At 63.6% G+C, this 14,239-nt stretch carries 16 protein-coding genes and 2 pseudogenes; 17 read left to right on the top strand and 1 reads right to left on the bottom strand.

Going from position 1 to position 14,239, the window contains the following annotated elements:
- Positions 1-29: 29 nt before the first annotated feature.
- The 16 genes and pseudogenes from rpsE to glmM all read left to right on the top strand — a co-directional run.
- A pseudogene (gene rpsE, locus ACOQPI_RS02935) lies at positions 30-560 on the top strand (30S ribosomal protein S5); the annotation flags it as partial.
- 5 nt (positions 561-565) lie between these two features.
- Entirely contained in the window at positions 566-751 is a 186-nt protein-coding gene (rpmD, locus tag ACOQPI_RS02930; RefSeq protein ID WP_420618214.1) for a 50S ribosomal protein L30, read from the top strand.
- Positions 748-1,233: a 50S ribosomal protein L15 gene (gene rplO, locus ACOQPI_RS02925; RefSeq protein WP_420618213.1), complete on the top strand. Its 486-nt coding sequence runs from the start codon at positions 748-750 to the stop codon at positions 1,231-1,233. The genes rpmD and rplO overlap by 4 nt, the downstream gene beginning before the upstream one ends.
- 36 nt (positions 1,234-1,269) lie before the next feature.
- The gene (gene secY, locus ACOQPI_RS02920; protein ID WP_420434406.1) at positions 1,270-2,619 is read left to right on the top strand and encodes a preprotein translocase subunit SecY; all 1,350 of its coding nucleotides are present in this window, start codon (positions 1,270-1,272) and stop codon (positions 2,617-2,619) included.
- Positions 2,619-3,176, top strand: coding sequence for an adenylate kinase (locus tag ACOQPI_RS02915; RefSeq protein ID WP_420618212.1), 558 nt, complete (start codon positions 2,619-2,621; stop codon positions 3,174-3,176). Before secY ends, ACOQPI_RS02915 begins: the two co-directional genes overlap by 1 nt.
- 112 nt (positions 3,177-3,288) lie before the next feature.
- On the top strand, positions 3,289-3,513 hold the full coding sequence (infA, locus tag ACOQPI_RS02910) for a translation initiation factor IF-1 (protein WP_419845009.1): 225 nt from the start codon (positions 3,289-3,291) through the stop codon (positions 3,511-3,513).
- Between the two features lie 13 nt (positions 3,514-3,526).
- The gene (rpmJ, locus tag ACOQPI_RS02905) at positions 3,527-3,640 is read left to right on the top strand and encodes a 50S ribosomal protein L36 (protein WP_419845008.1); all 114 of its coding nucleotides are present in this window, start codon (positions 3,527-3,529) and stop codon (positions 3,638-3,640) included.
- Positions 3,641-3,643: 3 nt separating this feature from the next.
- Positions 3,644-4,024, top strand: a complete 381-nt coding sequence (gene rpsM / locus ACOQPI_RS02900) for a 30S ribosomal protein S13 (protein ID WP_420618211.1) — start codon at positions 3,644-3,646, stop codon at positions 4,022-4,024.
- A 76-nt stretch (positions 4,025-4,100) separates the two neighbouring features.
- Positions 4,101-4,499, top strand: a complete 399-nt coding sequence (gene rpsK, locus ACOQPI_RS02895; RefSeq protein WP_419849598.1) for a 30S ribosomal protein S11 — start codon at positions 4,101-4,103, stop codon at positions 4,497-4,499.
- 1 nt (position 4,500) lies between these two features.
- The gene (gene rpsD, locus ACOQPI_RS02890) at positions 4,501-5,118 is read left to right on the top strand and encodes a 30S ribosomal protein S4 (RefSeq protein WP_420618210.1); all 618 of its coding nucleotides are present in this window, start codon (positions 4,501-4,503) and stop codon (positions 5,116-5,118) included.
- Positions 5,119-5,195: 77 nt separating this feature from the next.
- Positions 5,196-6,137, top strand: a complete 942-nt coding sequence (locus ACOQPI_RS02885) for a DNA-directed RNA polymerase subunit alpha (RefSeq protein ID WP_420618209.1) — start codon at positions 5,196-5,198, stop codon at positions 6,135-6,137.
- Between the two features lie 14 nt (positions 6,138-6,151).
- A pseudogene (gene rplQ / locus ACOQPI_RS02880) lies at positions 6,152-6,502 on the top strand (50S ribosomal protein L17); the annotation flags it as partial.
- 79 nt (positions 6,503-6,581) lie between these two features.
- Positions 6,582-7,331, top strand: a complete 750-nt coding sequence (gene truA, locus ACOQPI_RS02875; RefSeq protein ID WP_420618208.1) for a tRNA pseudouridine(38-40) synthase TruA — start codon at positions 6,582-6,584, stop codon at positions 7,329-7,331.
- A 93-nt stretch (positions 7,332-7,424) separates the two neighbouring features.
- Positions 7,425-7,883, top strand: coding sequence for a 50S ribosomal protein L13 (gene rplM / locus ACOQPI_RS02870; RefSeq protein ID WP_420618207.1), 459 nt, complete (start codon positions 7,425-7,427; stop codon positions 7,881-7,883).
- Positions 7,883-8,275, top strand: a complete 393-nt coding sequence (gene rpsI, locus ACOQPI_RS02865) for a 30S ribosomal protein S9 (RefSeq protein ID WP_420618206.1) — start codon at positions 7,883-7,885, stop codon at positions 8,273-8,275. The genes rplM and rpsI overlap by 1 nt, the downstream gene beginning before the upstream one ends.
- A gap of 31 nt (positions 8,276-8,306) precedes the next feature.
- Positions 8,307-9,632 carry a phosphoglucosamine mutase gene (gene glmM, locus ACOQPI_RS02860; RefSeq protein WP_420618205.1) on the top strand — a complete coding sequence of 442 codons (1,326 nt, stop codon included), beginning with the start codon at positions 8,307-8,309 and terminating at the stop codon, positions 9,630-9,632.
- On the opposite strand, the gene ACOQPI_RS02855 is transcribed toward glmM, so the two are convergent.
- Positions 9,623-10,618, bottom strand: a complete 996-nt coding sequence (locus tag ACOQPI_RS02855) for a hypothetical protein (RefSeq protein ID WP_420618204.1) — start codon at positions 10,616-10,618, stop codon at positions 9,623-9,625. The two genes, glmM and ACOQPI_RS02855, sit on opposite strands and share 10 nt — an antisense overlap.
- 52 nt (positions 10,619-10,670) lie before the next feature.
- Between ACOQPI_RS02855 and ACOQPI_RS02850 the strand changes: the two genes are divergently transcribed.
- Positions 10,671-14,213 (top strand): SIS domain-containing protein, encoded by a 3,543-nt coding sequence (locus ACOQPI_RS02850; RefSeq protein WP_420618203.1) that lies wholly within the window; start codon positions 10,671-10,673, stop codon positions 14,211-14,213.
- The last annotated feature ends 26 nt before the right edge of the window (positions 14,214-14,239 follow it).

The following is a 14,239-nucleotide window of genomic DNA, read 5'->3' as shown; positions in this document are numbered from 1 at the left end:
CGACCGGCGACGGCCAGCTGCGCGACTCCCGGGTGATCAATATCAACCGGGTGGCCAAGGTGGTCAAGGGCGGACGCCGCTTCTCCTTCACCGCCCTGGTGGTAATCGGCGACGGTGCCGGCCGGGTCGGCTTGGGCTACGGCAAAGCCAAAGAGGTACCCCTGGCCATACAGAAGGGAACCGAGGAGGCCCGGCGCAACTTGTTCCGGGTGCCGCTGGCGTCGTCAACCATCACCCACCCAGTGATCGGCGAGATGGGCGCGGGTCGGGTGCTGCTCAAGCCCGCGGCGCCGGGAACCGGCGTGATCGCCGGAGGCGCCGCTCGAGCGATCCTCGAAGAAGCCGGGATCGGCGACGTGCTGTGCAAGTCGTTGGGCTCCCCCAACCACATCAACGTGGCTCGGGCCACCATCGCCGGGCTCAAGGCCCTCAAGCGTCCTGACGAGGTGGCCCGTCAGCGGGGGATTCCCGCCGACGAATTCGTGCCCGCCGGCCTGCTCGCTGCCTACCAGGAGTCGGAGCGTCAGTCTGCTGCTGCGGCCGAGGACGAAGAGGAGTAGCCGCCATGGCCATCAAGGTCACCCAAATCCGATCCCAGATCGGCACCCGGCCCAAGCAGCGAGGCACACTGCGGGCCTTGGGTTTGCGAGGCATCGGCCAGACCAACACCTTGGCGGATGCCCCCGAAGTCAGGGGGATGATCGACAAGGTGTCCCACTTGATTTCCTGGGAGGAAACGGACGAGTCATGAAGGTTCACGATCTGAAGCCGGCCCCGGGATCCCGCAAGCGGCCGCAGCGCAAAGCGCGGGGCATCGCCGGAAAGGGAGGCAAAACCGCAGGCCGGGGAACCAAGGGGCAGCGGGCCCGGAGCAAGATCCCCGTCGGATTCGAGGGCGGCCAGATGCCGCTGGCCCGCCGGGTGCCCAAGCTGCGGGGATTCAAGAACCCGTTCCGAGTGGAGTATCAGGCGATCAACCTCGACGTGATCGAGGCCACGGAACTGGACGAGATCACCCCGGAAGTGCTGCATGAGCACGGTCTCTTGCACAAGGGTGCTCTGGCCAAAGTTCTGGGCCGCGGCGAGCTGACCCGAGCCGTCACCGTGAAGGCCCACGGCTTCTCCGAGTCGGCGAAAGCAGCCATCATTGCCGCAGGCGGTAGCGTGGAGGTATTGCCCAAGCCCTTCACCGGGCGGCCGCCGGCCAAGGGCAACGCCCTTACCAACCGATAGCCGAAACCCAACAGGGTCGAAGGAGTAGGAGTCGTCGTGCTCACCAGAGTGACGAATATGTTCCGGGTCGCCGACCTGCGTAACAAGATCCTGTTCACCCTGTCAATGCTGGTGATATTCCGCCTCGGCGTGGCCATCCCCTCCCCCGGGGTTGACCTCGATGCCGTGGACCAGCTTCGCAACCAAGCCGATGCCGGAGGTGTCACCGGACTTCTGAACTTCTTTTCCGGCGGCGCCTTGTCGCAGTTCGCCATCTTCGCCCTCGGAATCTTCCCCTACATCACCGCGTCCATCATCATGCAGGTGCTGGGCGTGGTGATTCCCCGCATCGAGCAATGGCAGAACCAGGGGGCGGTGGGCCAGCGCAAGATCACCCAGTGGACCCGGTATTTGACCATCGCCATCGCCATCATCCAGGCCACCTCGTTCTCCTTCCTGTTCCACAACGGCGGAGGCGGGCTCAGCCTCACCGGCGGCAATGCCAACCAGGCCATCGATCTGCTGCCCAACTTCACCGCCCCCCGAGTGTTCCTGGTGGTGCTCACCCTTACCGCCGGCACCGCGCTGTTGATGTGGATGGGGGAGCTCATCACCCAAAAGGGCATCGGCAACGGAATGTCGCTGATCATCTTCGCCTCGGTGGTCTCCACCATTCCCAACCAGTTCTCCCTGGTGAAGGCGTCGGAAGGCTGGGGCGCGGTCTTCGTTATCGCCCTCATGTACCTGGCCTTGCTAGTGGCCATCGTGTTCGTGGAAAACGGCCAACGGCAGATCCCGGTGCAGTTCGCCAAGCGGGTGGTGGGCCGTCGCATGGCCGGCGGCCAAAGCACCTACATCCCGCTGAAGGTGAACCAGTCGGGCGTGATCCCGATCATCTTTGCCAGCTCGGTTCTGTATCTGCCCATCCTGCTGTCGGCAGTGCTGCCGTCTGACTCCAACCCCGACCACAACACTTGGGGGGAGAGCGTCCAGAGCTGGGTAAACACCCACTTGGGAGATCCCGCCGACACGGTGTACTTGATCGTCTTCGCCCTGATGATCGTGGGATTCGCGTACTTCTACACTGCCATCACCTTCGATCCGGTCAAGCAGGCCGATCAGATCCGCAAGCAGGGCGGGTTCATCCCCGGCATCCGACCCGGTCGTCAAACCGAGCGCTATCTGGGCCGCATCCTGTCTCGCATCACACTGCCCGGAGCGCTGTTCATCGCCGCGGTGGCCGTCATCCCCGCCATCGCCCTCTCCCAGTACATCCCCAGCCAGAGCGCAACGGCCTACAGCTTCAGCGGCATCTCAGTGCTCATTGCGGTGGGTGTGGCCCTCGAGACCATGAAGCAGATCGACAGCCAGCTCATGATGAGAAATTACGAGGGCTTCTTGAAGTAATGCCGTTGGTGCTGGTCATCTTGGGCCGCCAGGGATCGGGCAAGGGAACCCAGGCTGCGCTCCTAGCGGAACGCTATGGGGTGATCCACGTCTCCACCGGCGACATGCTGCGGGCCGCAGTAGCCGCAGGCACCGAGTTGGGGCTGCGGGCCAAGGCGGTGATGGACGCCGGCGACCTTGTGGGCGACGACATCATGATCGGGATCGTGGATGAGCGGCTGTCGAGCGACGACATTCAAGCTCACGGTGTACTGCTGGACGGCTTCCCCCGCACCACCGCACAGGCCGACGCTCTGGCCGAGATCTTGGGGGGCAGCGGCCCCGACTTGGCCATCAACCTCGACGTTCCCATTGACGAGGTCACCCAGCGAATGCTGGCCCGGGGCCGAGGCGACGACACCACCGAGGCCATCGACCGCCGTCTCGCCCTCTATGAGGCCGAGACTGCTCCCCTGCTGGAATGGTTTGAGGGACGGGAATGCCTCGCGGTCGTCGACGGGCTGGGCACTGAAGACGAAGTGTTCGCCCGCCTCACCAAGGTGATCGACGGACTCTAGCGGTTTGTTCGTGTCGAAATGGCCAGATAGCATAGCTGTTCGGCTCACGTAGTGGGCCGCTATTCGCGCGGTTCGCCGCACCAGCTTGCCAAGACGTCAGGAGAGGTCGCCCTTGGCGAAAAACAAGGAAGACGCCATCATCATGGAAGGGACGGTTACCGAGTCTCTTCCCAATGCCATGTTTCGAGTCGAACTCGAAAACGGGCACAAGGTGCTGACCCACATCTCCGGCAAGATGCGGATGCACTACATCAGAATCCTCCCCGGCGACCGGGTCCAAGTGGAGTTGACTCCCTACGACCTCCAGCGGGGTCGAATCACCTACCGATACAAATGACCGAAAGGACACCGTGAAAGTCCGCCCCAGCGTCAAGAAAATCTGTGACAAGTGCAGAGTCATACGCCGACACGGGCGCGTGCGGGTGATCTGCTCCAATCCCCGTCACAAGCAGAGGCAGGGCTGAGCGATGGCCCGTATCGCCGGCGTCGACATCCCCCGGGAGAAGCGCACCGTTGTCTCCCTCACCTACATCTACGGCATTGGGCCGACCCTGGCTCGCCAGGTATGCGTGGAGGCCGGGGTTGACGAGAGCACCCGACTGCGCGACCTCACCGATGAAGAAGTGGCCAAGCTGCGCAACTACATCGAGGGCAATCTGCGAGTGGAAGGCGACCTCCGCCGAGAGACCAGCCAGGATGTCAAGCGCAAGATGGAGATCGGCTGCTACCAAGGGCTGCGCCACCGCCGGGGACTTCCCGTGCGCGGCCAGCGCACCCACACCAACGCTCGCACCCGCAAGGGCCCGAAGAAGACCGTTGCCGGCAAGAAGAAGGTGATGAAGAAGTGAAGCACCAAAGGCAACCGTTTCAATTGGCAGCGCGGCATCTTGATGAAGAAGTGAAGCAGGAAAGGAATTCCCGCTAATGGCCAAGCCATCAGCCGGAGGGCGTCGGCCCCGCCGCCGGGAGCGCAAGAACATCTCCTACGGGGTGGCTCACATCAAGAGCTCCTTCAACAACACCATCGTGACCATCGCCGACCAGCAGGGGAATGTCATCTCATGGGCCTCGGCTGGCAACGTCGGATTCAAGGGATCCCGCAAGTCCACTCCGTTCGCCGCGCAGATGGCTGCCGAGCAAGCGGGCCGCAAGGCCATGGAGCACGGTATTCGCAAGGTGGACGTGCATGTCCGCGGCCCGGGCTCGGGTCGTGAGACCGCCATCCGCTCGCTCCAGGGGGTGGGCATCGAGATCACCGGCATCAAAGACGTCACCCCCATTCCCCATAACGGCTGCCGCCCGGCAAAGCGGCGGAGGGTTTGACATGTCTCGCTATACCGGTCCGCGATCTCGAGTATCACGTCGCCTCGGGGTGAACGTTTGGGGCACCAAGGGTGAGACCATCGCCCTGGAGCGCCGTCCCTATCCCCCGGGTGAACACGGAAGATCCCGCCGTCGGGGCAACGTGTCGGAATATCTGCTCCAGCTCCAAGAGAAGCAGAAGGCTCGCTACACCTACGGGCTGAACGAGCGCCAGTTCCGCAACATCTTCAAGGAGGCGGCCCGCCACAAGGGCGTCACCGGCGAGAACATGCTGCGGTTCCTGGAGCTGCGCCTAGACAACGTGGTGTATCGCCTCGGCTGGGGCGCCACCCGACCCCAGGCCCGCCAACTCGTCTCCCACGGCCACATCAACGTGAACGGTCGCCGGGTCAACATCCCCAGCTACCGGCTCCGCAAGGACGATGTGCTGTCGCTGCGGGACAAGGCCCGCGAAATGGTCGTGGTGGGGTGGAATCTCGACGTGCTCGACCGCACCCCGCCAGCCTGGCTGAGCCGGAGCGACGACGGCTTCGAGGCCACCGTGCGAGACGCCCCCCTGCGCGAGCAGATCGATGTGCCGGTTCGGGAGCAGCTCATCGTCGAGCTCTACAGCAAGTAGACCGCCGTCAAGCAACACGATCTGAAGACAAAGTTGACCATCACCATTTCAAACTCAAGAACTGAGGGAGCCGGATCATGCTGGTAATGCAACGACCCACCGTCGAGTCGGTTACCGAGCTCGAAGACAACCGCCAGAAGTTCGCCGTTGGCCCCCTGGAGCCCGGCTTCGGACACACCCTCGGAAACTCTCTGCGCCGAGCCCTGCTGTCTTCAATTCCAGGTGCTGCGGTGATTCGAGTTCGCTTCGACGACGCTCTTCACGAATTCGACACGATCACCGGCGTGGCCGAGGACGTGACCGACATCATCTTGAACTTGAAGGATCTCGTCTTGCGATGCCACAGCGAGGACGCGGTTGAGCTTCGCATCGACCAGCGAGGGCCCGGCGAGGTCACCGGCGCGAGCCTGGCGGTCAACCCCGACGTAGAGGTGCTCAATCCCGATTTGGTCATCGCCCGGCTGAACGACAAGGCGCGCTTGGCCATGGACATCACGGTTTCCAAGGGTCGGGGCTACGTGTCAGCGGAGACCAATAAAGTGGACTCCACCATCGGCGTAATCCCCATTGACTCCATCTTCTCTCCCGTGCGTCGAGTTGCCTACAACGTCGAGCCCACCCGGGTGGAGCAGTCCACTGAGTTCGACCGCCTGGTGCTTGATATCGAGACCGACAGCTCCATCACCCCCCAGGAAGCGCTGGCCTCCGCCGGTGCCACGCTGCGGACCCTCGTGCAGTTGGTGGAAGAGATGAGCGACGAGCCCCAGGGTCTGAGCATGGCCGAGGCGGGGAGCGCCCCGGCTGGTGCTCCTGATTTGGATCTGCCCATCGAGGACCTGGAGCTCTCCGAGCGGCCCCGCAACTGCCTCAAGCGAGCACAGATCAACATGATCGGCGAGTTGCTGGCCCGCACCGAGGACGAGTTGCTGGCCATCACCAACTTTGGCCAGAAGTCGCTGGACGAGGTCAACGAGAAGCTCGACGAGCGAGGCCTGGCCCTGGCCGGACCCCGCTCGTAGAAGCAGGAAGCGCCATGCCCGGACGACCACGCAAAGGACGCCGCTTCGGCGGCAGCTCGCAACATCAAAAGCTGATGATGGCCAACCTCGTCGCTTCCCTGATCGCCGCTGAGGGCATCACCACCACCGAAGCCAAGGCCAAGGCCATGCGCCCGGTGGCCGAAAAACTGATCACCAAGGCCAAAAAGGGCGGTCGGCACAACCACCGTCAGATCTTGGCTCAGTTGGGCGACGCTGAGATCACCGACAAGCTGATGGTGGACATCGGCCCTCGCTACGCCAACCGGCCCGGTGGCTACACCCGCATCTTGAAGCTGGGGCCCCGCTACGGCGACAACGCCCCCATGGCCCGCATCGAGCTGGTCTAACCGCGCCAAGCGGCCGTGCGGGTTCGAGCGACGGGGGTGAAGCCTCGTCCAACTCCACGGGAGTAGGCGGACAACCATGCGAGTCCGAGCAACGGTCGCCTACAACGGCGGGTCATTCCACGGATTCGCGGTCAACGAAGGGGTCCGCACGATAGGCGGCGACCTCACCGAAGCCCTCACCCGGTGCTTGCGCCAATCAGTTGATCTGACGTGCGCGGGCCGAACCGACACCGGAGTTCATGCGTGGGAACAGGTGGTGAGCTTCGAAGCCCCCGACGATGCCGACCTTCTTCGCGTCCGCACTGCGGTGAACCGTATGCTGGGCCCTACCATCGTGGTCCGCGCTCTAGAAGCCGCTCCCGATAGCTTCGATGCGCGATTCGATGCCACCAGCCGCACCTACCGCTACTCAATTCTGAATCGGGAAGTGCCTGATCCGTTCCTGGCCGACACTGCCTGGCACATTTCCCACCCGCTGGACGTGGGCAAAATGAACGCAGCTGCCGCTGCCATCCTGGGAGAACACGACTTCACCTCGTTTTGCCGCCGACAGCACACCGCCGACGGCACGGAGAAGTCCCGGGTGCGTGTGGTGTATCGGGCGAGTTGGCAACGAGCCGATCAAGACCTGTTGCGCTTCGAGGTCGAGGCCTCCTCCTTCTGCCACCAGATGGTCCGCTCCATTACCGGGATCTTGGTGGACATCGGCGCCGACCGCCGTTCTCCCGAGGCCATGGCCGCAATCTTGGCGGCCAAAGACCGCTCCGGCGTACCCAATTTGGCCCCACCTCATGGCCTTTGCCTCTGGTCGGTTTCCTACTCGTGAATCCTTCGGCGAGGCACTCGTTGGGGCAGTTGTCACTTCACTGGTTAGGGCCGTATCATTGCTTCTCCCGGTATCGCGTCTGAAGGAAAGCCGATGCCCACTTACTCTCCGAAAACCAAGGACATTGAACGCGCGTGGCATGTTGTCGACGCCGAGGGTCTCGTCCTCGGCCGCATGGCCACCGAAGTGGCCCGCGTGCTGAGGGGCAAGCACAAGCCAGAGTTCACGCCCCATCTTGATACCGGCGACCACGTGATCATCGTGAACGCCGACAAGGTGGTGCTCACCGGCAACAAGGCCGCCGCTAAGCAGGTGTACCGTCATTCCGGCTATCCCGGTGGTCTGCACCAAACCAGCTATGGGCACCTGCTGGAAACCCAACCCGCCGAGACCGTGCGCCGCACGGTGAAGGGGATGCTCCCCAAGAACCGCTTGGGCCGCCAAATGCTCCGCAAGCTCAAGGTGTACGCCGGTCCGGCCCATCCCCATGAAGCCCAGAAGCCCCTGCCCTTGGAGATCGCCGGGGCCCGATCCCACATCGGAGACTCTTGATGTCCGTTCCCTTGACGCAGGCCACCGGACGACGCAAGCGGGCTGTGGCCCGAGTCGGATTCCGCCACGGCACTGGCCAGGTGACTGTCAACGGCCGCCAAGCCGAAGACTACTTCCCCTCCCGAAGCCACCGGATGGCATTCATGGAGCCTCTCCGGCTCACCAACACCGCCGAGGTTTACGACATCGACGTGAACATGCACGGTGGCGGGGCCAACGGCCAGGCCGGGGCCTTGCGACTGGGTATCGCTCGGGGCTTGGTTGCACTCGACCCCGAGTTGCGGGAAACCCTCAAACAGGCGGGATTCCTGACCCGTGACGATCGCAAGAAGGAATCCAAGAAGTACGGCCTGAAGAAAGCCCGCAAGGCACCTCAGTACTCCAAGCGCTAGGCCGGATCCCCGCGGCCAGGGGCTGAGTTCAATGCTGCGCTTTGGAACCGACGGGATTCGGGGTCGAGCCTACAAAGAGCTCCTTCCCGACGACGTCATCGCGCTGGCCCAAGCGGCTGCTGAAGTTCTCAACCCCTCAACTCCCGTAATCATCGGGCGCGACACTCGGGAATCCAGCCCCGATTTTGCCGCCGCCTTAGCCGCTGGCTTCAGCGCAGTCGGAGTTTCCACTATTGATATGGGGGTGGCCCCCACCCCGGCGGTGGCCTGGGCCGCAGCTCACGATCACACCCCAGGCGCAGTGGTCTCGGCATCGCACAACCCATGGTCAGACAACGGCGTCAAGCTGTTCAGCCCCGGTGGCCGAAAGCTGGACGACAAAACCCAGGCCACACTGGAGTCGGCTCTGGATGATCCCAACCGCAGCACGGTGTCCACAATTGGCGCTCCCCAGCGAACTTCGGATGGGTCGGGGCTGTTGCAGCAGTACCAGGACGCGGTAGCCAGCACCGCTCACTTCGACGGACGCGACCTCCACGTTGTAGTGGACGCGGCCCACGGGTCAGCCACTGCCGTCCTTCCCGGCCCGCTCCAAGCGCGCAATGTGACCGTCACCGTGATCAACGCTGAGCCCGATGGCCGAAACATCAATCGCCAATGTGGCTCTACCCATCCGGAGGCAGTCGCCCAGGCCGTTCACGAGCAGAACGCCGACTTGGGGCTCACTTTCGACGGTGATGCCGACCGAGTGCTGGCCGTGGACCACACCGGCAAACTCGTCGATGGCGATCAGATCATCGCCATCTGCGCGGCCGACCGCCATCAACGGGGTCAGCTTCCCGGCAACACCGTGGTGGTTACGGTGATGACGAACTTGGGCTTTCACCGAGCCATGGCCCAGCGGGGCATTCACGTGGTGACCACACCGGTGGGCGACCGCCACGTGTGGGCGGCGCTCCAAGACGGCGACTGGGAGCTGGGCGGCGAGCAGTCGGGCCATGTGATCTTCCCCTCCTTGGCCACCACCGGCGACGGCCTGGTCACCGCCTTGCAGCTCCTCGACGTTGTTGCCCGCCGAGAAATGCCCTTGCACGACCTAGCCGCCGAAGCCATGACCAAGATGCCCCAAGTGCTCCACAACGTACCCATCGACCCCGGCTCCATCGACTCTGACCGCATGTCGGCCGCCGTGGCTGATGCTGAGAAGATCCTTGGCTCCCGCGGCCGAGTCTTAGTTCGCCCCTCCGGTACCGAGCCCGTCATCCGAATCATGGTGGAAGCCGAGACCGTCGAAACCGCCGACTCCATCGCCCATGAACTGGTTGCCGCTAGCCAACACTGGACCACTTACCCCTGACATCTATCGATGGTTGGCTGGATAGCGGTAGCCGACTCGCTCAGATCGAACGTTGCCGAGATTGTCCATCCGCCGAAGGGAATGAAGACAGATGCCGTAACGGTCTCTCCGTCCGAGTCGACGATCGACTGGACAAACCGGGCAGAGTTTTCCGCACCGAACAGAACGGAGGCCTCATTGATGGTGCTGTTGACCGCGTCGAACGTCGTGCTCTGACCGCCGGAGAATTCCAGTGCCAAGTCGTAAATCCCTATTCGTGACGTGACGAACGTATTCCAGTTGATGTAGGCCCTGAGCGTCCCTTCCGCTTCACCGTCAAAGTAAAAGCAGGCCACTCGCAACTCGGCTCTGGCCCCCTCAGACAGCCAAGTTCCTGTGATCGATTCGGTGAAAACACCTACCTGTCGAGGTCTGCCCAGGCCAGGATGGTTGAATTCGAAGCCGTCGAAAGGATTCCAGCCGTCTTGAGGCACTGAATCGCCGACGTCGCCGGTGTCCTCGGTGTCGCCGGGGTCGTCGCCATCACTACTGTCGTCGGTTTCGTCGGTTTGGCCGCATCCCCCGGGAACGGCATCCATGTCGACGCGGAACCGGCAGCGGTAGGCATTCAACAGCGCTTCTTGCGCGGTCACAAGATCTTCAAGTTTCATCAGATCCATATTTCTGTAAGACCCGATGAATGTGAATGAAGTCCACTCTGGGTAGGCAGGCTGCCCGTCCCGGCATCCTCCAGGCACGTACTGGATGTCCACATCGAACCGGCAGCGATAGTCGCTTATCAACACCGATTGTTCTGAGATCAGCTTGTTCAGCCTCGCTTTCTCCTCGAGCAGCGGTGCATTGGCAGACGGTGTCTCGCCGGAAGAGTCCGGGTCCGCGGCGGCTGGCGGGTCGTACAGCAACCCATAGACAATCACGGCAATAGCCAGTGTCGCCGCAGCCAGCTTCCTTGCAAGCGATGAGGCTTTCCTCAGGGGAGCCAACACAGGCAGAACGATCCTCCTACAGCCCCGGCGGACCTTACCCTACCCTCACACTTTGGATCGCGGTGTCATCGGGGCCGCCATCGACTATCTCCGGCCCACACCACTAACCTTGGGGGAGATGTGCGGCATTGTCGCGGTGGTCCGGCGCTGGTCACAGCGTGTTCCCCCGACCTCGGCCGAGGTCCTCGACCTTTTGAGCCCGGTGGTCGTGGCTTTGCGCGACCTGAGCGACGCCGATGATCTGGCCGGGCGCATCGGAGCAGCGGCCGACAACCTGACTGAGGCTGACCGCCTGCTCCAAGGCACCGCTGGGCTTCAGGCGCTGTTGGCCGAAAAGCCGCTGCGGGCCACCATCCGAGCCACGCTCAGCGAAGTCGATCGGCTGGTCGGCAGATTGGAGGTCGATCTCGACCGGTCGGGGAGCGATCGGGCCACCGAGGCGGTCAACGCCGCATTGGTCGAGATGAAGGACGCCGTGTGGGCCATCGGCAACGACCGGCTGAACACCGCCGATGCGGTAGCCGAGTTGGCCGGGCCCAACGCCAGTGTGGCTGCTCTGTCCGCATTCAGCTCGGTGCAGATCGCGCTGTCGGCGCTCGACCGCCTGGAGGTGCGGGGCCGGGACTCGGCTGGACTCCATTTGCTGATCAGCGACCATGGTCTCGACCCCGCAGCCCCCGCTGTGGCCGCCGCGCTGGCCGAGCGGGCTGCCGACCCGCTGTTCCGGTCGGGTTCGGTGCGCTGGGCCGAGGGCTGCTTGAGCTTCACCTACAAGGCGGCCGCAGAAATCGGCGAACTCGGCGACAACACCGCTGCGCTTCGAGCGGCCATCGGCGGCGACGAGCTCTTGGCCGCCGCGCTGGACGCTTCAGAGGCCTCTGCCGTGGTCATCGGGCACACTCGCTGGGCCAGCGTAGGCATGATCAACGAGGCCAACGCCCACCCACTCAACTCCGAACTGGCCGATGGCCCCTCCAGGCCCTACGCAATCGGTGCTCTGAACGGCGACGTCGACAACCACACCGATCTGGTCGCCTACCACAACCTGGCCCTTGACCCCGGCATCACCACCGATGCCAAGGTCATTCCCACGCTCTGGTCAGCTCGATTGAGCGATTCGGCCAACCCTATCGACGCCTTCCTCCGAACAGTGGGCGACCTCGACGGCTCAGTGGCCATCGCCGGGCAGACTGCCACCCACCCCGGCCAACTCCTGTTGGCATTACGGGGCAGCGGCCAAGCCCTGTATGTCGGTGCGGCGGAAGATGCCTACGTCGTGGCCAGTGAGCCCTACGGCCTGGTAGAACAATCCGGCCGGTATCTGCGGATGGATGGAGAAACTCCATCCGACCGGGAGAACACGGCCTTGAGCCGAGGCCAAGTGGTGGTTCTCAATAGCGACGACGCCGGCGACCTGTCTGCCCTCCAGCGATTCTCCTATGACGGCACTCCACTTCCGGTGGCCGACGGTGACATCGTCGACGCCGAGATCACGACCCGCGATGTTGACCGCCGAGGATTCCGCCACTTCTTGCTGAAAGAGATCACCGAGTCGCCCGAGTCATTCCGCAAGACCCTGCGAGGCCGAATCATCAGCACCGACAGTGACCAGCCCACTCCAACGCTGAGAGTGGAGTTGGGCCGCGAATGCCTACCTGACCGCTTGGTGAAGGATATGGCCGACCGGCGCATCGCCAACATCATTGTCATCGGACAGGGCACTGCCGCGGTGGCGGCCCACAGCCTGGCCCACTTCCTGCGTCAGGAGCTGCCTGATCGCCACGTCAGCTCGGTCCAGGCCACCGAGCTATCAGGATTCGGGATGCAGGCTGATATGAGCGACACCCTGGTCATTGCCATTAGCCAGTCGGGGACCACCACCGACACCAACCGCACCGTCGACTTGGTGCGGCGGCGGAACGCGGCTGTCATCGCCATCGTCAACCGTCGCAACAGCGATTTATGCGACAAAGCCGACGGGGTGCTCTACACCTCCGACGGGCGAGATGTGGAGATGAGCGTGGCTTCCACCAAGGCGTTCTATGCCCAAGTGGCCGCCGGCGTGCTGTTAGCCGTGGCTTTGGCCGACGCCGCCAACGGGGGGCAGCCAACCGACCCCCGTCGTCAGGAGCGCCAGCAGCAACTGCTGGCCTCGCTGCGCGACCTGCCAGCGGCCATGGCCGAAGTGCTCAACTTGCACGATCGCATCGCCGACATCGTGCGCCGCCACGCCCTGGGCCGCACCTATTGGGCCGTCGTGGGCAATGGGCTCAACCGCGTTGCCGCCGAGGAAGTCCGCATCAAACTCTCGGAGCTGTGCTACAAGTCCATCGCCTGCGACACCACCGAGGACAAAAAGCACATCGATCTGTCTTCCGAACCGCTGATTCTGGTGTGCGCCGCCGGGCTGTTCGACTCCACCGCCGACGACGTGGCCAAGGAAGTGGCCATCTTCCGAGCCCACAAGGCCGCACCCATCGTGATCACCAGTGGTACAGAAGCCCGCTTTGACGCCGCCGCCGAGGTGATCGCCACCCCGACCACCGGGTCGCCCGATCTGGCCTTTGTGCTGGCCACCATGGTGGGCCACCTGTTCGGCTACGAGTCGGCGTTGGCCATCGACGAGCTGGCTCAACCTCTGCGGGAAACTCGTGCGGCCATCGAGGCCGAGGTGGCTTCCAGCGATGCTCACAATGACGCTGGCATCGACAGCCAGCAACTTCTGGAGAAACTCCGCTCACAGTTCACTCCTGCCGCCCAGCGGTTCTTCCAAGATTTGCGCCAGGGCCGCTACAACGGATGCCTCGAGGCAGGAACCGCCGCGGAGATGGCCTCCATGTACCGCTACGCCCTGGGCATCGCCCCCCTCGACGCCTATCAACTGGAGCGGGGTCGAGTGGGCACCCCCGCGGTGGTGCTAGAAGACCTCACCGCCATGCTCACTGTGGCGGTGGGCGAACTTACCCGACCGGTGGACGCCATTCGCCACCAGGCCAAGACCGTCACCGTCGGGATATCAAGGGCCGAGGAGTCGCTGTTGGAGCTGCCGCTGGTGCGGGCCGCCCTCGACGCCGGCGCCCCCCGCCATCAGCTCAGCTACCAAACCCTGCGCACTCTGACCGCCCTCGATCCCGCGGTCGCCGAGGTCACCGGGTACATCCGGTACGGCATCAACGGCGATCCGGAAGCGCCCAGCACCACCATTCATGTGATCGATCGGGGCGGCATCACCGTGGGATTGGCCTCCCGCGCCGAACGCGATCCCACCTTGCGAGGCAGCAAGCACCTCGTGGCAGTCGAACGACAGGTTCAAGCTGCTCGAGGACGTTCCGACGGCCGGACCATCGTGCTCATCCCCGAAGTCAAGGACCGCCAAACTACCGGGCTCACCCTGCTGCACGTGCGATTCCAGCCAAACCTGTCACCCGAGAATGCTCAAGAGGTGTTGGAGGGCTATCGGAACCGGTTCGCCGCCCTGCGCGACGAGGTCACTGAAACCGAACCTGACTTCCGCCTCGACCGACTGGGCGACATCAGCACTGAAGACCTCCTGCTAGAACCGTTGACCGAACTGGCCAACCGCTGGCGTCCATGATCCCTGTCATAGGAAGCGCCACGAGG

The organism is Candidatus Poriferisocius sp. (assembly GCF_965219815.1).
GTDB lineage: Bacteria > Actinomycetota > Acidimicrobiia > Acidimicrobiales > Bin134 > Poriferisocius.
This window is presented reverse-complemented; position numbering and strand designations above follow the sequence as displayed.

Coding starts and splice junctions, on each gene's coding strand:
- rpmD (WP_420618214.1), top strand. CDS start 566: ATGGCCATCAAGGTCACCCAAATCCGATCCCAGATCGGCACCCGGCCC.
- rplO (WP_420618213.1), top strand. CDS start 748: ATGAAGGTTCACGATCTGAAGCCGGCCCCGGGATCCCGCAAGCGGCCG.
- ACOQPI_RS02915 (WP_420618212.1), top strand. CDS start 2,619: ATGCCGTTGGTGCTGGTCATCTTGGGCCGCCAGGGATCGGGCAAGGGA.
- rpsM (WP_420618211.1), top strand. CDS start 3,644: ATGGCCCGTATCGCCGGCGTCGACATCCCCCGGGAGAAGCGCACCGTT.
- rpsK (WP_419849598.1), top strand. CDS start 4,101: ATGGCCAAGCCATCAGCCGGAGGGCGTCGGCCCCGCCGCCGGGAGCGC.
- rpsD (WP_420618210.1), top strand. CDS start 4,501: ATGTCTCGCTATACCGGTCCGCGATCTCGAGTATCACGTCGCCTCGGG.
- ACOQPI_RS02885 (WP_420618209.1), top strand. CDS start 5,196: ATGCTGGTAATGCAACGACCCACCGTCGAGTCGGTTACCGAGCTCGAA.
- truA (WP_420618208.1), top strand. CDS start 6,582: ATGCGAGTCCGAGCAACGGTCGCCTACAACGGCGGGTCATTCCACGGA.
- rplM (WP_420618207.1), top strand. CDS start 7,425: ATGCCCACTTACTCTCCGAAAACCAAGGACATTGAACGCGCGTGGCAT.
- rpsI (WP_420618206.1), top strand. CDS start 7,883: ATGTCCGTTCCCTTGACGCAGGCCACCGGACGACGCAAGCGGGCTGTG.
- glmM (WP_420618205.1), top strand. CDS start 8,307: ATGCTGCGCTTTGGAACCGACGGGATTCGGGGTCGAGCCTACAAAGAG.